The organism is Blautia sp. MSK20_18 (genome assembly GCF_020553125.1).
Taxonomy (GTDB): domain Bacteria; phylum Bacillota; class Clostridia; order Lachnospirales; family Lachnospiraceae; genus Blautia_A; species Blautia_A fusiformis.
This window is the reverse complement of sequence record NZ_JAJCGR010000024.1, coordinates 40,644-64,975: the sequence shown is the minus strand read 5'-3', so window position 1 is coordinate 64,975 and position 24,332 is coordinate 40,644. Positions and strand designations below refer to the sequence as shown.

The following is a 24,332-nucleotide window of genomic DNA, read 5'->3' as shown; positions in this document are numbered from 1 at the left end:
TAGCTGCGTAAAAAACAGTAGTGGTGGTATGGACACACCCTGAATCTACGGGGCCCAGGCTCCGCACATCAGATGCTCGGTAATTTAATTGCCGAGTAGTTCACCGTTAACACGAAAAAGATTTGTTACTCCTCACTTGAAGTGAGGGAACTCATTTGGAGAGGCTACTATTGATAATGATTACGATATACCCTCACTGCTGTGAGGGAATATTTAATGTCTATACGTTTTTTAATCACCGTAAGCACTATTACACACAAATCTTTTCCGTATTTTTTTATATATTTAATATGCAGAAAAAATTACAAAAAAAATCCAAACCATTTTCTTTTTTTAGATACTTTTCAGCCCCCTATACACCTCATCCAGAAACATCCCAAACACAGTCCTGATTTCCTCACTGTTTTTCACCATCTCTGTCGCAAATACTTTTCTTTCGCTCTTTTCTTTTTCGGTTATACTTGCAGTTCTATTTTTTTCGCTGCCAATTCCATTGAGTACCATGATTTCATCAATCAGAATCTTTTTGATAAGTCTGTAGAACGGAGAAGAAAAATCGCCTTCGCCATTAGAACCGGCATATTTTGATAATTCCTCACTTGCTGCTGCTCTTTCTTTGATTTCTTTGATGTATGGCACCAGGATGTCGCCGTCCAGTTTCAGTCCCATTTTACTGTTTATCTCGTCAATGATATCTGATAACAGCGCTTCTTTATTTACGGTATCCTTTCCGGCACCAAATCCATCAGCGGTTACCTCGTCCCCACCGGATAAAATTTCTTTTTTAGTTTCTTTTTCTTTTTTCTGTGAAAAATCACTCGCTTTTATCGCATTAATTATTTCGTCCAAGTTGTCTGAGTCTACGCTCCTTGAATCTATTACTTTTTTGTATTCTTTTAAGAAGATGTATTTTTTATACAGGTCCTCGTTATCTATTTCTGTCGCTAATGACAGAAAAGAATATGCACGCACAAAACAACGGATACTGCTTTCAATTACTTTTTTGCTGTCTCCCAATTTATCCAGCTTCCTGGAAACTTCATTGAGTGCATAAGCGATATATGCAGCGTCTGCGTTTGTTTTATTATCCTTTAGGATTAGCTGGCATACCTTGTCAACCTCTTCAGAAATAAGGATTCCGGCTGTTGTGATATCCTCATCTGCTTTCTTCAGGTCCTCAGCGGTAATGTCCTCCGAGAGCACTGTCGTTGTGTAAAACGGTTTGAAAGCGCTTCGGATATCTTCGCATGAATTCACAAAATCAATGATGACTGGCTCTTTTTCATATGGCGGGCATGGCCTGTTCAGTCTTGAAAGCGTCTGTACCGCGTTCACTTCCTTCAGCGGTTTCATAATATACATGCCGCAAAGTTTCGGCTGGTCAAATCCGGTCTGGTATTTGTCAGCAACGACCATGATTCCATATTCGTTTGTGTCAAATGCGGCAGCAGTCTTATTTTCAGAAAATCCGTTCATGCCAGTTTCTGTATACTCTACACCATCAATCTTGACCATACCGGAAAAGGCAACCAGTGCTTTTGTCGCTCCGTTTTTTTTCAGCAGTTTTTTATCAATTGCCTTTTTAACTTCAACAGCCTCTTCACGTGATGCGCACAGAACCATGGCTTTTCCGTTACCGTTGAGCTGCCTCATGACCTTTTCAATGAAATTATCAACGATGATTTCAAGCTTCTGGTTGATATTCTCAGGATTCAGGCTTATCGCTTTCGCAATTGCTTTTTTCGCTGCCATTTTATTTAGTGTAGGGTCATTGTCTATGGTTTTATTTAACCGGTAATATGTAGTGTATTCAATATAATGCCCAAACACATCAACAATGTAGCCTTCTTCTACTGCCTGCTTCATGGAATATGTATGGAATGCCTCCTTTTTTCCGTTTTCTTTTGCTGTTCCGAACATCTGGATAGTCTTGGCTTTTGGTGTTGCAGTGAAAGCAAACATGGCAACATTTGGCTGTCTTCCGGTCCTCTGTGTTTCGGCTGCAATAATATCCTGCGCGTCTGCATCGACACTGAGTGCCTTCTTTACTGCTGCCATGTCATTTCCAGATGTTGACGAATGTGCCTCATCGATTACGACTGCAAATCGTTTATCTTTCATCCCCTTAATCTCATCGGCAATATAAGGGAATTTCTGGATTGTTGTGATAATGATTTTTGTGTTGCTGCAGAGTGCATCCTTCAGGTCTGTAGATGTGCACCCTTCGCCCATTGCCGTAACAAATCCGCTGCAATGTTCCATTCCCATGATTGCAGCCTGCAGCTGCCTGTCAATTGTGACACGGTCGGTAATGACAATGACCTTATCAAATGCCGTGAATTTCTTGTCTCCGTCTTCTGCTGTGATATGTAAAGATGCAAGTCTGTATGTCAGCCATGCAATTTCGTTTGTCTTTCCGGAGCCGGCAGAATGCTGGATGAGATAGTCCTCTTTCGTTACGTTCTTTTTTACCGCCTCAATCAGTTTTGTTACGCAGTCAAACTGATGATATCTCGGAAAGATATTTTTCTTTTTTTTCTTGTCAAAGTAAACGAAATTTGATATTAAATCCAGCACATTATCTTTAAGCAAGATATAATCGTACATATAGTGTGCAGGAAAGTCCGTCATACATGGCGGGTTTCCTGCTCCGGCATCAATGCCAGTTCCGCAGCCCTGGTTGAACGGAAGAAAGACAGTATTCCTGCCGTCAATATATGTTGTCATATAGACTTCGTTTTCATCCATGGCAAAATGGACAACAGCGCCCGTTTTTGAATCAAATATCTTTGTGTTTTTGTTCCGGTCCTGCTTGTACTGATTGACAGCATGGCGGTAGGACTGGCCAGACACAGTATATTTCAGTTCAAAAGTAAACAGAGAAAAACCATTCAAAAACAGTACCAGGTCAACACGCTCAGAACTTGAGACCCAGACTTCATCCATAACAGAAAAAATATTGCATTTGTATTTATCCATTATTACAGAGTTCATGTTTGATACCGGTTTTGCATACATTAAGCATACATGCACTCCACTGATATCAATACCATGTTTCAGTACGGATACTTTATTCTTTTTGAGCATCTCGGCATTCGCTGTCTTTACAATTACATCAACCGGGTCAGCATATTTATCTTTCAGCCTTTTCCATGTCTTTTTCTGTGTTGTTTTTACAAACAGTTCAATGTCGGCGCGGTCAACCGCAAAATCACGGTCGTAAGAATGCACCAGCCCGTTTTCTTTTTCGCTTTCTTTTATATATTTATATCCGCCATCTTTTAAGGCGTTGATGATATGGTTTTGGAAATCTTTTTCTTTATTGCCTTTCATACTTGTATCCTCTCTTTTGTTCTATGTTTTCACGATTTTCTTCTTATCTGTAATATGTAGAACAAAAGAAAAACCATATTTTTTTGCGAATCTTTTTTACGGTCCGTGGAAAAATCCAGCATATTTCGGCGCTGCTGAAATACACTCGGGTACTGCCAATACCACGGGGCGCTGCCCCGGTCTTCGCTGTTGCTCCGGTCGTTGCTAAACGCGTGCCGCTGGCACGCAGCAACCCGCCGGGTGCAAGCACGCCCGGACCCGGCTTGTAAAACTGCGTTTTGCTTATCACTTCGCGGGCTGTTTGTGCCCATGGATGTTCGAAGCATTTCGGAGATTGCCGGCAGCATATATCTTTTATTCCAGCTTGACCGGTCATGATACTCCCGGCCGTCGGTCACCTTTTCGTACCTGGCCTTACAACCCTCCATCAGCCAGTACACAACAACAGCCGGCAGGTTTCACCTGCCGGCTGCCAATACTCTCCCTTCTTCACTGTTCTCTTTTTTTCTTTTTTCTTTTCTTTCTTCTCCTTTCCTCTTTCTCTCTCTTTCTCACACCCTCTTCTTCCCTGTCACATAATCAAAAATCAAACTTTTTTTATACTCTTTCAGCCACTCCAGCTGCTGTCTTCTTTTCTGCACTCTGTTGTCTATATTTTTGCATTTTTCATCAAGGTAATCGGCAATCTGCTGCTGCTCGGCGAGCGGTGGAACGAGAACAGAAATTTTCATCAACTCAGCATTGTTAATACTGCTTCTGACACCACAACTTCCAAGCGCATTAAATACATCAAGATAACTCATCATTAAGAAAAACATTTCTGCATATTCTGGCAACATTTTATTATTGTCAGCGTGTAATATTGTATATGCCGGAGAAATCAGTCCAGTGTCGTGAGATAGAGCAACGCGGCGGCTTTTTGAAGGATTCTGCAGGTCAATTAATCTGAATACCAGGTCTCCTTTTCTTAAAAGCTGATAAGACATAAAGTCTTTTGGCTGTAATCCTTCCGCAGTCCATTTTTCGCGATGTTTTACGCCATTCATAGTTAATGAAAGTCTTTCGTATTTTTCGCTTTCTTTACCAGGAATCTTCTTAAAGGTTGAGAAATTATATTTTACTTTGCTGACGCTCCACTCCTCCGGAACTTCCCCAATCCACTCAACCCCCGAATTTTTCATCGCTCTCTCTGGCTTGCCTTTTTTACAAATTCCTTTTGTCACTGTTTTTGTTATTAGTGCTTTCTTATATTTTTCCAAATCCTCAATCTGCCGGCTGACGGCATCAATCGTGCGGTCAAGAATGTCGCATTTTGTATCCAGGAAATCAGCGATTCGCTGCTGCTCGGGGAGTGGAGGAAGAGCGATTTTTATTTCCCTAAGTGCTTTTGTATTAATAATTGGAACAACTGTTTTTAATGATTCAGATGTAATTTTTTGCATAGCAGCTTTAAGTGCACATAAGATAAATCTTGCATCATAACTGCGATATGTCATTAAAGCTGTGATTTGCTGATTTGAATACGCTTCTTTGTCTATTAATGCAATTTTTCCAACAGAGGCGATACAAACCAAAAGAATTGAATTCTTTGGGTATAATTTGTATTTACAATTTTTTATTGTATTATCAGAAATGTATTTTTCTACATTGTTTACATATAATGAATCTGTGATATCTGATGGAGTTACCCAAGGAGTTCCATTATTATCGCTTGAAATACCTTTGTTTCTTGGAGGAGTGCCGCCTGTTTTAAAAGCGCTTAAATTTTTTAATCTATTAACACTCCACTCCTTTGGAATCGCCCCAATCCATTCAACTCCCGAATCTTTGTACTCCGCCATATTGCCGGCAATCTCTTTTTTCTCTTCTTTTGCCCCTCTCAGCAGTCTCTCAACCTTCGCCGCTCTCCCGTTCTCTCCTGGCAGCCACTGCTTTCCGCTGTTGTTTACAAAAACATTTCCACGCATCCGCTCCGGCTGAAATCTGTTCTGTTTCCGATTTGTGTAATTCTGATTTTTTTTCGACATATTTTTATCTCCTTTTTTGTTTTGTGAAATTAATATGCCGAAAAAACACCCTCGCCGATTATTTTTGCGGATTCTTTATCATCCTTGTGGGTTTCTCACCCGGTCTCCGCTCCGGTCCGGACGTCGTGCGACACAGCCAGGCTTGCAACCTGGACTGTATGCAAAAAAAATAAGATGTCGCAAAATTTGCGACACCTCGTTCTTCGCATTTAATAAAAATACTTCCTCGGAAATTCCGGATATATCATATTGTCAAGGGCATCATGTACTGGCAAAATATATCCTGTTCCATATATTGACGAAAGCCGTTTAATTTCCTGAATTACCGGAAAATTCGGGTCATCTTTATCTGCTGACAATCCCCCAAGCTGAGAAAATACCTTACCCCAAATTTCATAAGCAGCCATTACTGTCAATGTGGTAAATTTTCCAGGCTGGAGATTTTTCAAAATAGTAAACCTTTCTTTCACTTCATCTGGATTTTTCACATACATCCCGCAATAGCAATGCTCGTTATTAAATATACAAACTTCGCAAACAAGGTTTAGGATTTGCTCGTTAATCAGCTCTTCTTTTGTTGGAACATAATCTCTCTGCTGTCCGTTTTGGTCAGACATTGAAACCGCCTGCTGCTGCTTTTGCTTTTTCTTTTTTCTCTGGCTCATCATTCAACCTCTTTTCTGTTTTCCTGCCGACTTCGGCGGCAAACAACAACACAGCGAAACGCAGTTTCGCCCGCAGTTCAGGCTGCAAGCCTGGCGGTGGTGGAGGGGCAACGCCCCATCCATCTCCATTATCCCTGCTTCTTTTTACTCAAACAGTTCATTTAGGTCTTTTCCAATTTCTCCCTGACTTTCCATAATCTTCGCCTGCAGCGTCTCCATCGTCTCCGGCCTCTGATATTTGAAGAAATATCTGGTAAACGGAATCTCCGCCCCGGTCTTCACAGTGCCCTTCTTCGCATTCTCCTCAAAGAACCAAACCGCATCCGGAATATGCGGCAGCACCTCCCGCGCCATGTACTCTTCAATCGTGTCAGTGCCTTTTACAATCTCCGTGTCTTTTGTCTCCGGGTCATACTCAATATTGCCTTTTTTGTCTGTCTGTACTAAGGCATTTTCGTCCCTCTGAGACAGCCCGCTGGCAAGTTTCAGGAGTCCTTTGGCATCAAGACACGCTTTTCCGTTCACCTTCGGCAGCAGGTTTTTCAGTACCGGCATGAACCCGTCCCGGCAGTTCCATACAGTATCAGATACCGCCCCAGTAAGATTTTTCATCAGGTCATCATAAACCGCTTTTCCGGCCTCATATTTTTCCAATACTTTTTCTTCTTTTTTTGTTAATTTCTTTCCGTTCTCAATCTTCTCATTCAGCTCCGATACTTTGCTTTCATCATACAGGGAAGTAAAGCAGCCTGCAGCTTTCGCCGCATCAATGCGGTCTTCTGTAATCATATAATTTCGTTTCATCGGCTGCATGATAGTATACTCACGATAAATGAACTCAGCATTGTCAAAAATCTTGCAGAACTCGTTTTCTTCAAAATTGCTGTACAGTTCCACAATCTTTTCCCTGTCTTCTTTTGTGATTTCGTTCTTCTTCATACCCAGTGGTTTACGCAGGGGATGGCAGATGCTGGAAGCGTCAATCAACTGGATTTTTCCTTTTCTCTTCTCACTCTTGTTCATAGAGAAGATGTTGATATATGTACCGATTCCTGTGTTATAGAAAGAATCCGGAGCAAGAGCGATAATGGCTTCAATACGGTCTTTTTCCAGAAGCCACTTACGAATCTGAGATTCGCCGGAAGTAGTGCTGCCGGTAAACAGCGGTGAGCCATTCGTGATAATGGCGGCTTTTCCGTCTTCCGGTCTCAGTTTGTCAAGCGCGGCCTGAATGAAAAGCAACTGCATATCTCCTTTTCCCGGCAGCCCTGCTTCAAATCGTTTTCCTTCTTCAAACTGTCTATTTACCGCATCTTCTGTCCCTTCCGGCGCATCCTTGCCGCCCCAGGCTTCGCCAAATGGCGGATTTTCAACAACGAAACGCATTTTTTCCGTGTCAAAGCAGTCTGCTTTCATGGAATCCTGCTTTCGGATGTTGTCCGATTCCTGCCCACGAATTAGCATCTCCGCCTTACAGATGGCATATGATTCCGGATTGATTTCCTGTCCAAACAGATTCACGTCTGCTTCAGGGTTCATATGCAGGATGAAATTCTGGCAAGTGGAAAGCATGCCGCCAGTTCCGCAAGCCTGGTCTAAGATTTTAACCACTCTTGCCCCGGTCATAATATCCTCGCTGCCTTCAGCCAGCAGCAGACTAATCATTGTTTTTACAATATCCCTTCCGGTATAGTGGTCGCCGGCTTCGGCATTCTCGGAAAATCTCCTGATAAGGTCCTCAAAAATATATCCCATTTTTACGCTGTCCACTTTCTCCGGGTCCAAATTCAGTTCAGAAAAGTCTTTAATTACTGAGAACAGACGGTCACTGTCGTACATCTTTTTAATCTGTTTTTCAAATTCCAGGTTAGCCAGAATCTCTTTAACATCGCTGGAAAAACCATCAATATAGCACTTGAAGTTTTCAACCAGGTTGTCCGGGTCATCCAGCAACGCACCGAGAGTAAATTTACTCAGATTGAAATAATGGCATCCGGCTTCGCTGAACAGTACATCTTCCGGACAATCCTCACCCATAATCGCTTTGACCTGTTCAACATGCTCTTTGGTTTTATCAAGCGCACATTCCAGGCGGCGGATGATTGTCATAGGAATGATAACATCTTTATACTTATCTGGCTGATAAGTGCCGCGCAGTTTGTTTGCGATATTCCAGATAAAATTGACCTCAGCAGTAACGTCTACTGGGTTATCATCATAATCAGTTACGAGTTTAAGTTTAGTATTTTCCATTTTAAAATTCTCCTTTTTTGTTTTTGTTTTTCTGTTATTATTATGCGTGAAAAAAGATAGAATGTATTTTTTTTGCGGATTTTTTTTCTTTCTCGTCGTTCCAGCATATTGATTTCGTAAAAACAACAAAGAAAGGAATGAAAAAAATGATTTATACAAAAAGACAGTTTCAAGAAGGAGTAACGTTTTACACAGACGGCTTTATCGGATACGTTTACGACATTGATATTGACCAGGATGTTACAGAACTGTACCTGTCAGGGGATAAAGCGCAACATTATTCTATTATGAAAGTCAGTGTATCTGGAAATGAGAAAAGATTTCCTCAGATAGAACGCATCTATATCGCAGATAGCGTAATGTCAATCCAGATTCCGAATAAAATGTTTCCAAACGTTAAGGAAATCATTTCTGACAGCAAATCCTTTCAATCAGGCAATCTGTTGATTAGGAAAGCGCTAGGGGTATGTCTGCTCAATACGTTTTGCAAAAAAGCCGACGAACTGATTGATTTGAACGGTGTTGAAACAATTGCCGATAACGCATTTGACGGCTGCGAATCTTCGAATATCATTAATGCGGGCGGTATTAAAGAGGTTTACCAGAATGCTTTTTATGGATATGAAAAAATCTCGGAACTTCCAGTCGTGGATGGGGTACGTATGCTTGGTAACATCGTCATGGACTGCTCGCCCGCGCCCTACACTCCGACTTCGTCGTCTGTTAGCCATAACGGGCTTGATACACGCGAGCGTAGCTTGCTGCATCATGGCCCTATTATTCCAAAACAGGCCAGGCTCTTCAATTATGATATTGATTTCACAGGCAAGCCAGTCACAGTCCAAGACATATCTGTCGTAAAACAAATGAATCGAAAAAAATTACCCCAGAAAATAATCCTGAATAATAATGGCGTAATTGATATGAATGATGTGGATGGTGTGTTGCAGCGAGAGGCTATTTCCGAAATTGAGATTTCACCGGATAATCCATATTTTACATCTCACGACGGAATACTCTACAATTCTGATATGACAGTGTTGGTACGATGTCCAGCGGGTCGGACTGGGAAAATTATTATCCCGGATGGGGTAAAGGTTATCAGTGAATATGCATTCTATAATTGTTCTATCAGTGAAGTAGTAATACCAGATTCCGTTACACCGTTACAGATGTTGAACAACGTGCGTTCCGCTGTTGCCATAATCTAGAGAAAATCACATTCAGCAAAAACATGTCATGCATTAAAGCATACACATTTTCCGAATGTACTAGCCTTCATGATATCAACATTCCTGGGCACATCAAGGTTATAGGTGAAAGTGCATTTAGCGGGATTAAGGACCCTCATCTTGATTTGTCAGAAGGCGTTGAAGAAATCGAAACAGAGGCATTCCTCTTTACTCCAGGCAACGACTTAACAGTCGCTCTCCCATCAACCATCAAAAAACTTGGCTGTCGATGTTTTGGAAACCTGAAAAATCTGGCCATAGATACAGAAACTGACATGCTGCCAAATGGATTCTTTAGTTCAATAAGCTGTGTTGGGCATGTAAATATGAATGATATAAAAGAATCGCACAGGATTGTGTCTTATCTGACCGTGAACGGAAAATCATATTTGATTCCATACATCGATGTTCAGTTAGACAAGCTTGACAGATATTTTCGTTTCCTCCCGTTTAACCCAGATGTTATATGGAGACAGTACGAAAAAATTAATACAAACGAAAGGCTGTTTAGATTTTTGATTCTATTGTATCCTACGGTTGAAAATGCAGAAATTAAAAAAGACATAGAAAAGATATTTAAACGCTTACAGCGCGCATCTGTAAACGGTCTTTACAAAAAAGGCGAATTTAAACTGTTGGTAAGGTATTTATCATACAATTTATCAACAAAGAAAATGCTTGAAAACCTCGTTGCTGCATCAGAACGGGACAGCAAGCCTGAGATTAAGGCATACGCCCTGATTGCACTTCAGGCGTATGAAACGAAAACTGAAAAAACGTATAAATTATAAAACTAAGCGCCTGGCCTTCGGCCGGACGCTTTTTCTTTTTTAGCCTTTTTCTTTGTTTTATTTTCCGGTTTATTTTTCAATATCAGATTTTGATATGTATCCCAATCATCATTGGCGCAACCAAAATCACACTCTGCACAAGCAAAGCGAAAGTCAGCACCCATGCGTTACCGTTTTCTTTTTCTTCTTCTTTTTGCATTTTCTGAAAGCAATTTTCTTCGCAAAAATAGAGGTTAACCATCATCATCAGGCCAACTAATGCCATCAGTACAAATCTTGCCTGAGGCGGTATCCTACCCATCCCGTTTCCGAATGCGAAATACACCAGCCACGGCTGAAGCAAAACATATATGGTATCAGAAACCAATATCTTTTTTCTCATTATTTTTTTTCTCCTTATTTGCAGTTTTTTTTGTATACTTAGTATGCAGGGTTTTGCAAAAAAAAAGAGCCGAAAAAATTCGGCTCATGTTTCAAATATCAAATGTTTCTTTATCACTTTTTGCTTTACCAATCGCATCCAAAAGATACGCTTTTACCTGGATATCTTCATCTACACCACACATTTCGTAAGCATTTTTCAGTGTTTCCTGCTTTATCTCGCATACATCCAGCAGATTTTTCAGTGCTTCGGCATCATTTTCAGATACACACCATGAAATCGCAGCAGGGCCGATGGTGTCCAGATACTTTTTTAATACTTTTCCGCTTTTGCTTTCTCTTCTTTCCTGGTTCATGTTTTTGTATGTAGTTACAGCAACTATTTTTGACATATCTGTATCATTTACATATTTATATAAGGAATCCAGAAAATTCCAGATTGCCTTTTTTCGTCTTTGCTTGCCATGTACCAGAAATGAGATTTTATCAAACCGTTTTGTAATTTCGACCTTATCTTTTTCTGTTAATCCAAGAGGAATACAGAATATCTGTCCGCAGTATTCCAATGCAAGAATATTTCCGGATGCCGATGGCCGTTTAATTTCTTTGCCAAATGAATCCAAGGAAAACAGACAGGAACTCTTATACATACAGGAATGCTGCCCTGCATATAGTATAAAAATACGAAAAATAGACCTTAACGCCTTTCTATCATCTGTAATCGCAAATACCGGCATCTGTAAATTGCTTGTACATTTTTGTCCATTTTTATCCATCGACGGGCGTGGAAATGCAGCCAGGCTTGCCGCCAGGGAAGGGGTGCTGAAGGCAACCCGACCCTGAACAATCAGTTGTTTGTCTGTCTTGAGGTAATTGGACGAATGCGTAGGGGTCTGAAACCCCGCCCGTTCAGCATCGCAGACTTTTGTCTGCTTCGCACGCACGTCGTGCTGGTATACGCGAGCGCAGTTCGCGGTATCATAAGACATTACAAATCTCCTTTCTTTATTTTTATTTCTTGAAATTGAGTATTAAGCGCCCGGCCTTCGGCCGGACGCTCTTTCTTTTTTCTCTTCTTTTCTTTTTTTTGTTACATCCTTGCAGCCAGGACAAATGGCAATACCAAAACAACGACTTCAATTATTGTAATCTGAAACGTTTTTGCTGTTTTTTGTTCCTGCTTTTTTATCTTAAAAAAGATATATAAAAACATTCCAACCGCCAGTATCGCTGCCACCGCATAGACCACAAATTTGTATTTACCAAGACTGCCACTGGACAGCATGGAAAACGCCAGCACAAATTCAATGACTACATACATGACATTCAGAATCCATGTTGATATCGGTATACCGAGTTCCGGCGCAAATTTATTTCCTTTTTTCTTTTTGTCTTTTTTTGTCAATCTCAATCACCATCCCAAACAATATTTTTCTCAGTCAGATTATCCGTTGCCATAACCATCATCTGTTTCAGTGCCATGATTGCATTTGCTGCCGTTGCCATATAGTAGCTGGAAATATCTCCTTCGTTGACTGAATAAGTCACTTCTTCTTTCCGGTCATAATCGTGGTTTAAGATAGCATCCAAAACGTTTCTTTCTTTAATCTCTTTTCCATTTTTGTAATAAACAGTCTTTGTTCTTTCAGTGTCAATCCACTCACCGTTTTCATCTGTGTATTTGGCTTTGATTTTTTCAATCATGTCCATCAGCATCGGGATTGACTCTGCGGGTGTTGTACCATACAGTCCACGGATTCCATATTTGGTTTCAACCGGGCCCTGGGTTCCGTCAGCATAGTATGCAGAGACCTCGTCATGCACAAACCGAATATCGCCATCTGTCGCCTCATAGTAATAATGGCTGTAGTTATATGTAATGTTGATATGCGCTTCCACCTGCTCGGCCTGCTCTAGTTCTTTTGTTACAGGATTCGCTCTTGCTGGAACCGTTCCTCCTCTCACATACTGGGGATGTTTCATCTTTGCTGTTTCGCCTGTGACTTTGTTTACCAATTCAATATCGTAACTCATAAATATTTCCGCCTTTCTTTATGCTTATTTTTACAAATCCAATATGCTGGATTTGATAACATTGATAACATGTGGAAAAAGACTTTCTTTTTTTTGTTATGAAAATAGCTTAATATTTGTAGTTTACGTATCTTAAAGTGTCCATTTCTCTTCCTTTGACGCATTGATGCTGGACTCTTTGCCAATCATTTCCAGAAAATAAGCTTTCACTTCGATACCCATATCCTCTTCCAATTCAGAATATATTGCTTGCAATACATCGGCTGATACAAGATTCAATTTTAAGACAGTGTATACTTCTTCCGGTTCTGCATTTTCAACATGCCAGCGAATAATTTCAGTAGCGTATTCTTCAAGATATTCTCTCAGTTCTTTTCCATTTTTACTTTTTCTTCTTTTTTCGCTCATGTTCAGATATGTGTTAAGGGCAGCTTCTTTCCCCTCGTCTCCAAACGCATACTTATAGAGCGTTTCCATGGTATTAGTTAATTTTTTTCTACGTGCTGATTTTAATATTTTTTTTGATATTTTTTCTATTTCCTGGCATATTGAAATTGTTCTGTAAGAATTTATCATTATTGGGAGATAGAAGCACATTCCAAAGACGGTTAATTTGAAAATCTTTCTTGGTGCATAATACCTGAAGAAATATGCTTCGCTGTCGGTAGAATGGTCATTTATTATGCTAACCAGTTCTTTGTAACAATCTTTTGTTTTTTCATGTGATACACAAATTTCAACTATTTGTTTTGCCAATCAAATCATCCCTCTGCATCAACAATCGAACTTTTTGAAACGTTCGTCGTCATTTTTATTACATGTATTGATTTTTTCCAGTATATATGCTGCTGCTATTTTGTATCCTTTTGCTTGTACTGCCTCCAGCATCTGTATTAATGCATCAGTATTAAAAATATCCATTTTCAATATTGACAATACATACTCTTCTGGAAATTCTATCGCAATATCTTTTGCATTTTTATCTCAAAAACTCATCCAGCAAATCATAAGCATCTTCTTTGTTCTTACAGTCGTAATCTTCATGCCTGCAGCAGAAAAAATATAACCGTTTCAATATCAGCCCATTCATCTCCTGGAACCGCATGGCGTTGTATATCATATTCCGGCCGTTGATATTCAGCAGCACACTTTTTAATGTTGTCAACTGCTCCGTCTGCTCACGTGTCGCGTGGCCTACCAATGCTGTATATTCTTCCATCACCTGTTTCCGGTATTTTTCCTTAGACAGGTCCATCCCATCTGGGCCAAGTGCATATTTGAGTACGAGGCCATCAATCCTTTCGGCATTTTCTTTCGCGTCACGGTATGTTTCCTGGATTCCTTTTGTATAGCAACACGAGATGTAGTCATGCACAATATAAACTGCATCTGTTCTGTTTTCCAGTTCTCTTTTGATTTCAGAAACATTATTGATGTTCACTACCAGAATATCATCTCCGTCCAAAGCAGGAAGAGATTTTATGTTTTTGCAAAATTTAATATGATGTCCCAACTTTTTTAACTTTTTTACTGTTATCTTTATTGCTTTATCTGGCTTTCCGGCCAGTAGAAAAATTGCTTTTGTTGTCATTGTTCTTCCTCTTGTTTCGATATTTCTTTTAGCATTCATGTGTGTTTTTTAATATGCTGGACTTTTTTTGCGGAAAACAAAAAAAGAACGGGTTTTTCAGTCGCTACACGGAGCTCTTATTTCTAAAATTAATTCAGAAAAAGGAAATTTTTTCAAAACCACAAAAAGTCCTCCACTGCCTCTATTGCTTCTTCCACCGTTTTTAACGGCCCTCCCCCACCTCTGTTCACCAGCATGTGCTGCAGCAGATATCCATTTTCTAGCTCATACTTCATCGCCAGACATCTTGTCGGCCGGTGTCTTAGGTTCAGCAGCGCCGCTTTCAGCAGCCCAATCTGTCTTATCTCATTTCCGTACGCATCTTTCAGCAGTGTATGCAGCGTCAATCATCTTACAGAGTTTGTATCTGTGAATCCATTCCATTTTTTTTCTCCTCTCGTTGTTGCTAGTCTTTATTTCCTATTTGCAATATGCGAGATTTTGAGACATAAGAAAAAGCACCAGACAAATCCAGTGCTTGCGTGTTTCTGTTATCTTTGCGGTGCCAAACTTACACCGCCAAAGACAATACATGACACTTGAAATTTTCCTGATTTTCTGCTATATTATATCCATGCGCAAGACAGCCCTTAAGGGCAGTTGGTAATGGAGGCATTACCATCGATGCAAGACCCGGTGCGAAAAACACCGGGTCTTGTTGGTTTTGTGCAAAAGCATACAAAAACATTGACCAGAATGTCTCTCTGGTCAATGTACTCTTCTTACACAAGTCTTCTCACACTCAAAATTGTTCTATAAGCCGCATTGTCGCTTATTTTAATTCCGTCTCTTGAATTTGACGCATGAACAATCTGTCCATTTCCCATATAGATAGCCACATGGCCGCCGTAACAAATCAAATCTCCTGGCTGTGCATCCGCATAAGAAACCTCACGCCCTGCGTTCTGCTGTTCATAAGATGTTCTTGGAAGGCTCACGCCAAAGTTTGAATAGACACTTTGTACGAATCCTGAGCAGTCAGCGCCATTTGTCAGGGATGTGCCGCCCCAGACATAAGGATTTCCGACAAATTGAGTCGCATAATCTACAACGGAAGAACCGGAGCCGGAACCTGAAGAACTTTCACTGCTGCTTTCTGTACTGCTATCGCTTGAATCTGCCGCTTCATTGCTTGGCTCATCACTTGTTTCGCTGTTTGATTCGGCTTCATCTGTTTCATTACTTTCCGCCTCATATTCGTCATAATCCTCTTCTTGATTTCCTTCTCCACTCATATCATCGCTTTCGTCTAAAGTATTCTCATCTTCACCAGCGTCAGCTGACTCTTCGTCCTCTCTATCTGATTCCTCATCATACTCGTTGTCATCATCTTCCGGCTCTTCATCATTCTCCCCATTGTTTTCACCTTCTTCATATTCATTTGAGCCGTCCTCTTGTTCTTTCGCTGCTTCTTCAGCCGCTGCTTCAGCCGCGGCCTGCTCTGCCGCAATCCTCTCAGCCTCTGCCCTCGCCGCCGCCTCTTTCTCTGCGACAATCTGCTCAATCTCGGCCTGCTGCTGTTGAATCAGTGCTGCGTAATCATTCGCCATCTGTTGAGCATAGGCAATTTCATTGTCACAGTCTGCAGAACTTGCACGCTTGGAATCAATCGCAGCCTGCAGGTTTGCCTGCTCGGTCTCCTGTTCCTGCTTCATCCCTTCAAGTTCAGCTTTTTCCTGCTGATAACGGTCTTCCAGTTTCTGTACTTCTGTAATGGTATTTGCATATTTGTCCAAACATTTTCGGTCATATGTATACATTTTTTGTGTGTACTCAGCATTGTTAAGAAGGTCAGTCAGGCTCTCTGAATTCATCATCATCTGAAACCAGGCTGTGTCGCCACCCTTTTCGTATAGATACTGAATACGTTTCTTCATCGCTTCGTACTGTTTTTCTTTTGCTTTTTTTGCCTTTTTTATGTTGTCTTCTGTTTTTGAGATATCGGTTTCTTTGTTAGCGATATCTCCTTCCAGTGTCTGGATGGACACCATCACATTAACGAGGTTCGCATCCAGAGAGTTGATTTCGTTCTCCAGCTGCTGCTTCTGTGAATATAAATTATCAATCTGTGAATAAGTTTCGTTTAACTGCTGGTTTGTAGCCTCCTGCTCAGCCCGCAGGTCATCTTCCCTGTCAGCATAAACACTTGCAGTAGGCATGGCAGCGCTCAGCATCATCGCTAAAGTTAAAGTTACAATTTTTTTTCTCATTGTCTGTATTACCTCTTTTTCTTTGTTATATTTGCTGTCTTTCAGGCAGCAAATATAATATGCCGAATTTTAAATAAAATGTAACATTTGCGAAATGTTTTATTTTTGCGCGCAAAGAAAAAGAGCCTATCGGCTCTTTTTCTTACTCCCTTCGATACGAAATCCCAATTTTTTTACACACCTCTTCAGCACTGGCGTCTAATGATATTTCTTTCCACTTGTCTAAAGACATATTAACCCCGGAATAATACAATTTGTAATAGTTTGCGCGTCCGAATGTGAGCTCGACCTCGCCAGGAACTCCGCCAAAATCATATTTAGTACTTCGCGAGTATATCCTCAGTGGAAATGTGCTTTTCACAAAACCGACATCCAGAACGACATGAGATTTTGTGAAGACGATATCTCCAACCTTAAGGCTTCCGTCAATTGGCTTGTTGAGAATCATTGGTCTAACTGGCCTGCCACTTATAATCTTTTCAATCATTTTTTGTTTTTCTTTACATCCGTCAATCTGCCCTTTGCATTCTTTTTCTTTGTCCTCCTTTTTTTTCTGAAACATACTGCAGATATAGTCCAGAATCTTGCTGTGTAGTTTTTGACAATCTTTCGCCCCGTCGTGATATCCGGCTTCGTATCCTTTTTCATATTCTGTTTTTTCCATATTATATTTCCTCTTTCTTTTTTAGTTTCTTACAATATGCCGGAAAATAAGCAGCAAAGAAACGCATAAAAAATGCCGGCAGCCAAATCCGCCAGCAAAATCAGCATCGCAAATATGGTATTCCAATCGCCCGGCAGACATCGTCCGTTCCGGCGTCATAAGAAATTTCTTTCCATCGTGTAAAAGATACGTTAGCACCTGAATTGTACCAACGGCAGAGTTCTGGCGCCCCGTAGAGGCTCGGATAGCCGTAATCGTATCGTGTACATCTAGAATATACTTCCAGGGGGCTGACACTTTTGACAATACCGATATCCAGCACGGTATTTGCCTTGGTGTAGATAACATCTCCAACCTGCAGGTTTCCGTCAATTGGAATGTCCCGGAAACCTCTTCTTTCGCTTCTTCTTTGTGGCTGTTCGGAAATCAGTTTTCTTTCTTTTTGTTCTTTTTTCTGAAACGCCTTGCAGAGAAGGTCTATCACATTGGAATATATCTTCTGGCAAAGCCTAAAGCCGTCAGAAAACCCATCTTCGTAACCTTTTTCGTATTCTGTTTTTGGCATATCTTTTGTTCCTTTCTTTTTAGTTTTTTACAATATGCCTGAAAATAAGCAGCAAAAAAACGGCATGTTACTCCGGATTAAGCCGGCATGCCGTTTTTCTTTCCATTATACATTCCAGCGCTGCCACGTGCTACTGCAGATTACACGAAGCCCCACGCTACTTTTTTTGCTCTTTTTTGTGGCTGTTTTTGTCGTATACACAAGATTTCATCTCTCTCTGTGCAACTGACAACCACCTGCCGCAGTCAGTTTTTCCCGGGGAGTTTCCCCGCCGAAAGCTTAACTACCTGCTTGTACGCAGGCTGGCAGTAAAAATAGAATTTGCCGGTGGGCCGCCAGTCCCGCCAAAACTGTTTCTTGTTGCTTTTTTTTGTTGTTCTTGTCCCTCTGCTCCAAGTCTACGGCTGGAGCAGATAGCATATCTTGCTCAGGTTTCCCCATTCAGAAGCAGGCCATACCTGCTATCTTTCATCGGGCAAGAACAACTTGTCTATTGTTCAGCTACACGGAATACATCGCTTCGCTTAACTTCTGCCTCTTTCGGGCTTACGCCATCGCCAGATACAGCGTCCTTAGCGTCACGGATTCTCACCTCTCGACCAACCTATGCTGAGAAACTATAAGAGGACAAAACTTTATCGCCGCGCTTTAACACCCTTCCACTTGCGGGGCATACGAATACCTCGGTCCTTACATTCGCAGTTCCCAAAAAAACTTAATTCATGTATTTAGCGGACACTGGCCGCTTTTTTTTGCCTTTTTTTGTCGACATTTTGGCCATTTTTTGCACTACCATGCAGATTAGCCTGCGCATCCGGTACTCGGCGCCAGAATTGTGCCCGATGCACTTAAAAAATGTAGTTTCCGCCCGGCCGGAGCAGACCTGCATTTTTCACAGGTTGACAAGGCTTCTTTGCTGCCCTGTTGCCTGCATATATAATATGCCAAATAAAATCCCAAAGAGACGTTTTTTTTAAATATTTTTTTTCGTATAATTCGGTGAATTTACACTCACCTTCACCAGACACGGGCGGGAAGTTCCCGCCCGACGATGATACCGCGAGCATAGCTCGCGTGTACCAAGCGGTCATGACCGCTGACAAACGACGACGCAGTCGGAGTGTAGAGACGTGGACGGGGTTTCTCTGTCCATCGATAGCGCTTTTTATTGTCTGATTTTTTTGCATATTAAGTATTGATTATTTAATTTATTTTTTAAATTTTTAAACAAGAAAGGAATTATTATTATGACAAATGAAAATCTTAAAATGACAGGAATGATTTTTGAAAACGGCGGACACGTAAAATTTGCGAATCTGACTCCGCACGACGTAAATCTCATCCTTCCGGATGAGACTATCTTTACAATCCCAGCCTCTGGAATTATCGCTCGTGTTGGATGTCATTCAGAACAGGTCGGAATACTTGGATGCATTCCAGTAACGAAAACGGTGTTTGACACCGTTGTAACAGACCTGCCAGAGCCACAGGAGGGAGTTATCTATCTGACTTCTACACTTGTGGCACAGGCTGTGCCGGACAGAACTGACGTTCTTGTCCCGGCAGACCTTCGCCGCGACGAGGCAGGCCGCATCATTGGTTGTGGAGCGCTGCAGCGTTTCTAGTCCTGCCAAAGTCTTTAAGAGAGATTTTGAATCTCTCTTTTTTTTGCACGCAAAAAGGAGACCATCTGGTCTCCTTCTGAACAACTCAGCGCGTTTTTATCATGCGGATGCCGGCCGTTCCAACCTGGTAATTCGCATAGATGTATCTGTTGCCATTTGACAGCACATACAATTTTCCGGACACCTTTCTTCCGCAAATTTTCGTTGTGAAAGAAGCAGCACCGGTTTTTTTGGAGAGATTAAGTTTGACTTTTTTTGCTACGCGTACCGTCTTTCCGGTAAAACCACGTCTCATGTAGATGTCAGCCTTTCCGTTTCTTACGGAAATGACAAGCCGAGTAAATCTTAACTGGTCATCAGTATTGACTTCTCTTGCTTCCCACTTGCCAGAAAAATTATTAATTCTGACATTCTTTTTAATATTTTTGGGAAGTGATACTTTGCTGACATAGTGGTAAACGATAGTCTCAGATGTCCTTACGGATTCAAGTGTTTTATCTCCGTAATAGAATCTTACCTTTTCCTTTCCGCTTGAAAGTGTTAGTAGATTATCGAGTGCCCATTTTCCGGATTTCTTATTTCGTCCAGTCGTCATCGTGAATGCTTTGTTTGCTTTGACTTCCAGGTTAGAAATACCAGATTTGGTTTTTGCCTGCCAATAGCCAATGACCATGTCTTCCCTTGTTGCTCCGCTGCATACTCCGTACTTGCTGAACACGAAGTTGTTCCTGCAGGCAGCCGCCGGAAGTGCTGATACTATCAGTGTCATCACCAGTGTCAATAACATTACCAATCCTCTTTTTGCGCTTTTTTTCATTTTTTGTTCCCCTTTCTTTGTGTGTCCTTCTTTGAGAAGGAATCTTTCTTTGCACTTTCAATATGAGTTTTGAGGAAAAAAATAAAAAGCAGCCGCGAAGCGGCTGCCCGTAAAACCCTAAACCTATCGAATCCGATAGGTTTTTATTCATCGGCTCTGTCTCTGCCCATTTCCATTTCAACTTTGTCAAGCACCCGGTCCGCAGCAGAATCGTGCTCACGGATATAATCAAACTGCTTCTCAAAAGCCTGATGCTCAAAACAGAACTTTTCATCAATCTTTGTCAGTGTATGAATATTGCTTTTTACATCCGTCTCTTTCAGGACATTTACATACGCCTGAGCAATAACATCAGGTCCTTTGTCTTTTGTCATGTCATAAACCTCATCAATATCCGGAACCCCGTTGAATACGTATCCTTTCATCATTTCCTGGACTTCTTCAACAGAATTTGCGAAACCATCGTCTTCCAGAGATATTCCTGTTAATTCAGCAGAATCACGGATATTATTTTTTGCCATGATTGACGCATCGTCATAACTGATATTTGTTCCAGGCACTTTGTACGTCTGCCCGAGGACCTGCTCTGTCATATCATGTACCATCGCCTGTTCTTTCCCATCATGCAGCCTTCCATTCCGTTGTGCCTCCTCTTTCATTCTTTGGCGCTGCTGTTCTGCCTCTCTCTGCCTTGCAGCCCGTTCACGCTCCAGTCGTGATTCATCCGTCTTATTCCTTTCAGGCTCTTTTTCCTGATTCTCAGTCTGTCTTTTTCTGATAAACCTTGGCCGCTCTTGGCGTTCTCCTCCCTTTTGTTGCTGTGCTGTGTCAACATCACGCATGGCATCATCTGTCTTTACAAATTGCTTTTGCGCTTTATTTTCACTTCTGGACATATTTTCATCTTCTTTTTTGGATGCTTTTAATGCTTTATGTATGTCAAAGAATGTATGACCTGTTTTTGCCATACCAGCAGCTACAGACAGGCCTTTCGCTGTGATATCGCCATCCATATACTTCTCAGCACCCTCAAGTTTCCGTTCTGCATTTTTTATTATTTTATTTTCGTTTCTCTTTTTTTCGTTACCCATAAGCTTGGCCTCCTTATTTTTCTTATTTGTTTCAGCATGCAGGATTTCCCAAAAAACAAAAAAAACCAGGCAAAGCCTGGTTCCTGCAATTCTTTCAGCATGTGAGTATGGATTTGATTTCTTCTGCACAACAATCGAATGCGTGCACGACATCCGGGTCATACATCTTTCCTGCGTTCTTATCTATTTCTTTAGCACATACAGCCCATGGCAGTGCTTTCCGGTAGCAGCGGTCTGAAGCCATAGCGTCCAACGAATCCGCGACCGCAATAATCCTTGCAGATAGCGGGATGTCGGTTCCGGAAATCCCATTCGGATATCCATTGCCGTCATATCTTTCGTGATGCGACAGAACGACATTTGCAACTACAGAATTTTTTGGATTTACTATAGCATACCCATATCCGGAATGTTTCTTGATTTCAGAGAACTCTTCTTCCGTAAGTCTTCCAGGTTTGTTTAGGATGCTTTCATCCACACGGATTTTTCCGACATCATGAAGTCTTGATGCTTCATCCAGCAATTCCATGTCTGCGCTACAAAGTTGCATAGTCTTTCCTATGGCGCGTGCGACATCGGCTACCCGTGAGGAATGTTTGAACGTATATTCGTCTTCGTTTTTAAGAAACTCGCACACGTACTCTGGCATTTTGTCTTTTTGCATATTGTTTTCCTCCTATCTTTCTTCCTTTGGACGCCTACAATATGCAAAACAAGCAGAAAAAAGAAAAATGGCTATTCCTCAATATCGAAGATGTATTGTTTGACATACCCTTGTTCGTGGTCCAGTTTATATGTCATCTTCTGTTCGTTGGATGGATACTTCATCCCAAGATTTTTAATCGCGATTTCTTTTACTTTATTAATATCTACACTTGAATTCAGCTGCGCTTCATAAGCTGTGTTATCCTGTCTCATTTCTGCCAACTGTGACTCTGCATTCGCAACCTCTTTTATTCTATATGTCAAACCAGACTTCGCCTGGAGATAACTGATGCAGCAGAAAATAAGCACTACTGACATTAGAGAAAGGAATATAACGAATCCCGGGCTCATGCTTTTTGCCGTTGCCCTGTTCTTCAAAACCGCTTTGCTTGTCTGTTTCTTTGACCTCTGCGCCACATCCGGCTTTGCCGTTTTTCTTTTGTAAGTGTTTTTACTGTCCGGAAGCATTTCCAATTTTCTTGCCGCATTTCCGTAAATATACGGCTGATGACCTGACTGCGGTCTTCCCGCTCCCTGACGATATGGACTTGCGGAATGCCTGATTCTGTATGTTGTATTTTGTGTCATTTCTTTTGCCGTTCCTTTTTGTTTTTATACAATATGCGGAATTTTTTGGCAAAAATTTTTAAGTATTATTTAATTTTGTGTTACAGAAAAACGGCAGCATCGCTGCTGCCGTTAAGAAAATTGGAAGTATTTCGGATTGTATATTTTAGATTTCTTTTTCTTCCTCGTTGACTGGAATGACTTCGTATTGGCAAAACGTTCCGTCATAAGTGTAATGAAGCCGGATAATTCCATTTGCTGCATCGAAATATACCATACAGGTCCTTTCGTGTGCGGCTTCTTCGTTCTGTGTATATGCTTCTTTACAGGCCAGAGTACATGCCTCTTTGAATGCTTCCTGTTTTGTAGAAAATCCATCATATACTGCATCATCTTTTTCGCCCCAGGAAAAAGTGACTTCAATCCGGTAGTTACCTTTATATTTTGGCTTTGACAAATCTCTAACGTATTCGCATGCAACTGCAAGTGCAACATTTCCATCCTCGTCCAGGTCATTCTTAGTCCATCGGTTTTCATCATCGCATACGCAGCGAAGATTCCAATCATCAATGGTAAGAAGTCCCGTGTCGGTTTTCATCCATAGGATGATAGCCTTTTTGTATGCGGCTTCAGGCGAATCTGCTTCCACGATGAATGAGATATGGCCATCTTTCAGCATGTAAGTAATGTTGCCATCACCATCTTCGCATTCTATTTTTTTGCTGTAAGATACACTTCCAGCGCTGTGATACCACAACTGAGTATAGCCGTAGACGTTAAAAACAACTTCGTATTCTCTCATTCTTCAACAACTCCTTCCTCTAATGCTTCAGCGTACGCCTCATCCAGCAGTATCTGCACCTGGCATTTCTCGCATTCGTCGTTTTCGCACCAATTGCAGAGAATATTTCCTGCTTTTGTTAATTCCTGGTATTTCTCCTTTGTCATTTTCATTTCTTTTCTCCCTTTCTTTGTAGATATTTTTTTTGCGTCAAGAATAATATGTATGATTTTCTACGATGCAAAATTCAGCATATTAAGTATGTAAAAAAAATCTTTAAAAAAGAAAGGAACCGTAAAATGGAAGTTAAAGAAATCAAGAAGAAAGTTGAAAAAACGTTTTGTGCAGATAATGGAAAGCGTTTCTCAGTTGGAACAGATATCTCTTTCGTTCTGGCAGATACTGGAGACAAATGTATCGGGACTATCCGAAAAATCAAGAAAAAATACATAATCATTGACAGTATTGAAATTAATGGAAAACCGTTACCGATGAGAGATTTATATGCAAAAGTCCCATATCTGGAAATTCAGCCAAACAGTTGTGCGTATGTGTATTGCGATTGATTTTTTATTTATTAAGAGAGGAGAAAAAACATGTTCAGAATCAGAAAAGTAAACAAAAAAAATATTGCAGAGGAAATCAAGCCAGGCGACATTGTCCAGCATTTTAAGCGTACCGACGATATGCAGGCAAACGAATATCTTTACCGAATCATCGCCGAAGCCAAGCATACAGAGACAAACGAATATATGGTCGTTTATCAAGCGATGTATGGCGATTTTCAGACCTACGCCCGCCCAATGGCTATGTTTCTCAGCCCAGTTGATAAAGAGAAATACCCGGACGCAAAACAGGAATTTCGCTTCGAGAAATGCCAGTTTTCTAACGACGGAAAATGGCTTCCTGAATTTTAGACAAATTTAAGGAGAAGACTTTTGGTCTTCTCCTTTTTTTTCTT

The 24,332-nt window shown here is 41.0% G+C and carries 24 protein-coding genes; 5 read left to right on the top strand and 19 right to left on the bottom strand.

Annotated features, from left to right (window positions below):
• Positions 1 to 333: 333 nt before the first annotated feature.
• The 4 genes from LI091_RS13080 to LI091_RS13065 all read right to left on the bottom strand — a co-directional run bounded on the left by LI091_RS13080 (position 334) and on the right by LI091_RS13065 (position 8,278).
• On the bottom strand, positions 334 to 3,333 hold the full coding sequence (locus tag LI091_RS13080) for a type I restriction endonuclease subunit R (RefSeq protein ID WP_173734014.1): 3,000 nt from the start codon (positions 3,331 to 3,333) through the stop codon (positions 334 to 336).
• 551 nt (positions 3,334 to 3,884) lie between these two features.
• Positions 3,885 to 5,360 carry a restriction endonuclease subunit S gene (locus LI091_RS13075; protein WP_173734013.1) on the bottom strand — a complete coding sequence of 492 codons (1,476 nt, stop codon included), beginning with the start codon at positions 5,358 to 5,360 and terminating at the stop codon, positions 3,885 to 3,887.
• A 209-nt stretch (positions 5,361 to 5,569) separates the two neighbouring features.
• The gene (locus tag LI091_RS13070) at positions 5,570 to 5,848 is read right to left on the bottom strand and encodes a hypothetical protein (protein WP_265191225.1); all 279 of its coding nucleotides are present in this window, start codon (positions 5,846 to 5,848) and stop codon (positions 5,570 to 5,572) included.
• A 321-nt stretch (positions 5,849 to 6,169) separates the two neighbouring features.
• Positions 6,170 to 8,278 (bottom strand): type I restriction-modification system subunit M, encoded by a 2,109-nt coding sequence (locus tag LI091_RS13065; RefSeq protein ID WP_173734011.1) that lies wholly within the window; start codon positions 8,276 to 8,278, stop codon positions 6,170 to 6,172.
• Between the two features lie 146 nt (positions 8,279 to 8,424).
• Between LI091_RS13065 and LI091_RS13060 the strand changes: the two genes are divergently transcribed.
• Complete coding sequence (locus LI091_RS13060) at positions 8,425 to 9,489, top strand: leucine-rich repeat protein (protein WP_173734010.1); 1,065 nt, start codon at positions 8,425 to 8,427, stop codon at positions 9,487 to 9,489.
• A 23-nt stretch (positions 9,490 to 9,512) separates the two neighbouring features.
• On the top strand, positions 9,513 to 10,301 hold the full coding sequence (locus LI091_RS13055) for a leucine-rich repeat protein (RefSeq protein WP_442860783.1): 789 nt from the start codon (positions 9,513 to 9,515) through the stop codon (positions 10,299 to 10,301).
• A gap of 82 nt (positions 10,302 to 10,383) precedes the next feature.
• Here LI091_RS13055 and LI091_RS13050 read toward each other — a convergent pair whose 3' ends face one another.
• The 9 genes from LI091_RS13050 to LI091_RS13010 all read right to left on the bottom strand — a co-directional run bounded on the left by LI091_RS13050 (position 10,384) and on the right by LI091_RS13010 (position 17,785).
• Positions 10,384 to 10,683, bottom strand: a complete 300-nt coding sequence (locus tag LI091_RS13050; RefSeq protein WP_173734009.1) for a hypothetical protein — start codon at positions 10,681 to 10,683, stop codon at positions 10,384 to 10,386.
• A gap of 91 nt (positions 10,684 to 10,774) precedes the next feature.
• Positions 10,775 to 11,671 carry a hypothetical protein gene (locus LI091_RS13045; protein WP_173734008.1) on the bottom strand — a complete coding sequence of 299 codons (897 nt, stop codon included), beginning with the start codon at positions 11,669 to 11,671 and terminating at the stop codon, positions 10,775 to 10,777.
• Between the two features lie 101 nt (positions 11,672 to 11,772).
• A complete protein-coding gene (locus LI091_RS13040; protein ID WP_110103808.1) occupies positions 11,773 to 12,087 on the bottom strand; it encodes a hypothetical protein in 315 nt (104 codons plus the stop codon).
• Positions 12,088 to 12,089: 2 nt separating this feature from the next.
• Positions 12,090 to 12,716, bottom strand: a complete 627-nt coding sequence (locus LI091_RS13035) for a hypothetical protein (RefSeq protein WP_173734007.1) — start codon at positions 12,714 to 12,716, stop codon at positions 12,090 to 12,092.
• A 132-nt stretch (positions 12,717 to 12,848) separates the two neighbouring features.
• Positions 12,849 to 13,472 (bottom strand): hypothetical protein, encoded by a 624-nt coding sequence (locus tag LI091_RS13030; protein WP_146207168.1) that lies wholly within the window; start codon positions 13,470 to 13,472, stop codon positions 12,849 to 12,851.
• Positions 13,473 to 13,695: 223 nt separating this feature from the next.
• Positions 13,696 to 14,307 (bottom strand): hypothetical protein, encoded by a 612-nt coding sequence (locus tag LI091_RS13025; protein WP_173734006.1) that lies wholly within the window; start codon positions 14,305 to 14,307, stop codon positions 13,696 to 13,698.
• 761 nt (positions 14,308 to 15,068) lie between these two features.
• Positions 15,069 to 16,556, bottom strand: coding sequence for a C40 family peptidase (locus LI091_RS13020; protein WP_173734005.1), 1,488 nt, complete (start codon positions 16,554 to 16,556; stop codon positions 15,069 to 15,071).
• A gap of 142 nt (positions 16,557 to 16,698) precedes the next feature.
• On the bottom strand, positions 16,699 to 17,220 hold the full coding sequence (locus LI091_RS13015) for a hypothetical protein (RefSeq protein ID WP_173734004.1): 522 nt from the start codon (positions 17,218 to 17,220) through the stop codon (positions 16,699 to 16,701).
• A gap of 100 nt (positions 17,221 to 17,320) precedes the next feature.
• Positions 17,321 to 17,785: a hypothetical protein gene (locus LI091_RS13010; RefSeq protein WP_173734003.1), complete on the bottom strand. Its 465-nt coding sequence runs from the start codon at positions 17,783 to 17,785 to the stop codon at positions 17,321 to 17,323.
• 1,247 nt (positions 17,786 to 19,032) lie between these two features.
• Between LI091_RS13010 and LI091_RS13005 the strand changes: the two genes are divergently transcribed.
• Positions 19,033 to 19,410, top strand: a complete 378-nt coding sequence (locus tag LI091_RS13005) for a hypothetical protein (protein WP_199579977.1) — start codon at positions 19,033 to 19,035, stop codon at positions 19,408 to 19,410.
• Positions 19,411 to 19,495: 85 nt separating this feature from the next.
• Here LI091_RS13005 and LI091_RS13000 read toward each other — a convergent pair whose 3' ends face one another.
• The 6 genes from LI091_RS13000 to LI091_RS12975 form a co-directional block, all read right to left on the bottom strand.
• Positions 19,496 to 20,227, bottom strand: coding sequence for a hypothetical protein (locus tag LI091_RS13000; protein WP_265191224.1), 732 nt, complete (start codon positions 20,225 to 20,227; stop codon positions 19,496 to 19,498).
• Positions 20,228 to 20,370: 143 nt separating this feature from the next.
• The gene (locus LI091_RS12995) at positions 20,371 to 21,318 is read right to left on the bottom strand and encodes a hypothetical protein (protein WP_173734001.1); all 948 of its coding nucleotides are present in this window, start codon (positions 21,316 to 21,318) and stop codon (positions 20,371 to 20,373) included.
• A 94-nt stretch (positions 21,319 to 21,412) separates the two neighbouring features.
• Positions 21,413 to 21,982 (bottom strand): HD-GYP domain-containing protein, encoded by a 570-nt coding sequence (locus LI091_RS12990; protein ID WP_173734000.1) that lies wholly within the window; start codon positions 21,980 to 21,982, stop codon positions 21,413 to 21,415.
• Between the two features lie 71 nt (positions 21,983 to 22,053).
• Positions 22,054 to 22,611, bottom strand: a complete 558-nt coding sequence (locus tag LI091_RS12985; protein WP_173733999.1) for a hypothetical protein — start codon at positions 22,609 to 22,611, stop codon at positions 22,054 to 22,056.
• A 145-nt stretch (positions 22,612 to 22,756) separates the two neighbouring features.
• Positions 22,757 to 23,392, bottom strand: a complete 636-nt coding sequence (locus LI091_RS12980) for a hypothetical protein (protein ID WP_173733998.1) — start codon at positions 23,390 to 23,392, stop codon at positions 22,757 to 22,759.
• Positions 23,389 to 23,544 (bottom strand): hypothetical protein, encoded by a 156-nt coding sequence (locus LI091_RS12975; protein WP_173733997.1) that lies wholly within the window; start codon positions 23,542 to 23,544, stop codon positions 23,389 to 23,391. The genes LI091_RS12980 and LI091_RS12975 overlap by 4 nt, the downstream gene beginning before the upstream one ends.
• Positions 23,545 to 23,670: 126 nt before the next feature.
• On the opposite strand from LI091_RS12975, the gene LI091_RS12970 reads away from it, so the two are divergent.
• Positions 23,671 to 23,937, top strand: coding sequence for a hypothetical protein (locus LI091_RS12970; protein ID WP_173733996.1), 267 nt, complete (start codon positions 23,671 to 23,673; stop codon positions 23,935 to 23,937).
• Between the two features lie 30 nt (positions 23,938 to 23,967).
• Complete coding sequence (locus LI091_RS12965; protein WP_173733995.1) at positions 23,968 to 24,288, top strand: DUF1653 domain-containing protein; 321 nt, start codon at positions 23,968 to 23,970, stop codon at positions 24,286 to 24,288.
• Positions 24,289 to 24,332: the final 44 nt, after the last annotated feature.

Coding starts and splice junctions, on each gene's coding strand:
- LI091_RS13080 (WP_173734014.1), bottom strand. CDS start 3,333: ATGAAAGGCAATAAAGAAAAAGATTTCCAAAACCATATCATCAACGCC.
- LI091_RS13075 (WP_173734013.1), bottom strand. CDS start 5,360: ATGTCGAAAAAAAATCAGAATTACACAAATCGGAAACAGAACAGATTT.
- LI091_RS13065 (WP_173734011.1), bottom strand. CDS start 8,278: ATGGAAAATACTAAACTTAAACTCGTAACTGATTATGATGATAACCCA.
- LI091_RS13060 (WP_173734010.1), top strand. CDS start 8,425: ATGATTTATACAAAAAGACAGTTTCAAGAAGGAGTAACGTTTTACACA.
- LI091_RS13055 (WP_442860783.1), top strand. CDS start 9,513: ATGTCATGCATTAAAGCATACACATTTTCCGAATGTACTAGCCTTCAT.
- LI091_RS13050 (WP_173734009.1), bottom strand. CDS start 10,683: ATGAGAAAAAAGATATTGGTTTCTGATACCATATATGTTTTGCTTCAG.
- LI091_RS13045 (WP_173734008.1), bottom strand. CDS start 11,671: ATGTCTTATGATACCGCGAACTGCGCTCGCGTATACCAGCACGACGTG.
- LI091_RS13035 (WP_173734007.1), bottom strand. CDS start 12,716: ATGAGTTACGATATTGAATTGGTAAACAAAGTCACAGGCGAAACAGCA.
- LI091_RS13025 (WP_173734006.1), bottom strand. CDS start 14,307: ATGACAACAAAAGCAATTTTTCTACTGGCCGGAAAGCCAGATAAAGCA.
- LI091_RS13020 (WP_173734005.1), bottom strand. CDS start 16,556: ATGAGAAAAAAAATTGTAACTTTAACTTTAGCGATGATGCTGAGCGCT.
- LI091_RS13015 (WP_173734004.1), bottom strand. CDS start 17,220: ATGGAAAAAACAGAATATGAAAAAGGATACGAAGCCGGATATCACGAC.
- LI091_RS13010 (WP_173734003.1), bottom strand. CDS start 17,785: ATGCCAAAAACAGAATACGAAAAAGGTTACGAAGATGGGTTTTCTGAC.
- LI091_RS13005 (WP_199579977.1), top strand. CDS start 19,033: ATGACAAATGAAAATCTTAAAATGACAGGAATGATTTTTGAAAACGGC.
- LI091_RS13000 (WP_265191224.1), bottom strand. CDS start 20,227: ATGAAAAAAAGCGCAAAAAGAGGATTGGTAATGTTATTGACACTGGTG.
- LI091_RS12995 (WP_173734001.1), bottom strand. CDS start 21,318: ATGGGTAACGAAAAAAAGAGAAACGAAAATAAAATAATAAAAAATGCA.
- LI091_RS12990 (WP_173734000.1), bottom strand. CDS start 21,982: ATGCAAAAAGACAAAATGCCAGAGTACGTGTGCGAGTTTCTTAAAAAC.
- LI091_RS12985 (WP_173733999.1), bottom strand. CDS start 22,611: ATGACACAAAATACAACATACAGAATCAGGCATTCCGCAAGTCCATAT.
- LI091_RS12980 (WP_173733998.1), bottom strand. CDS start 23,392: ATGAGAGAATACGAAGTTGTTTTTAACGTCTACGGCTATACTCAGTTG.
- LI091_RS12975 (WP_173733997.1), bottom strand. CDS start 23,544: ATGAAAATGACAAAGGAGAAATACCAGGAATTAACAAAAGCAGGAAAT.
- LI091_RS12970 (WP_173733996.1), top strand. CDS start 23,671: ATGGAAGTTAAAGAAATCAAGAAGAAAGTTGAAAAAACGTTTTGTGCA.
- LI091_RS12965 (WP_173733995.1), top strand. CDS start 23,968: ATGTTCAGAATCAGAAAAGTAAACAAAAAAAATATTGCAGAGGAAATC.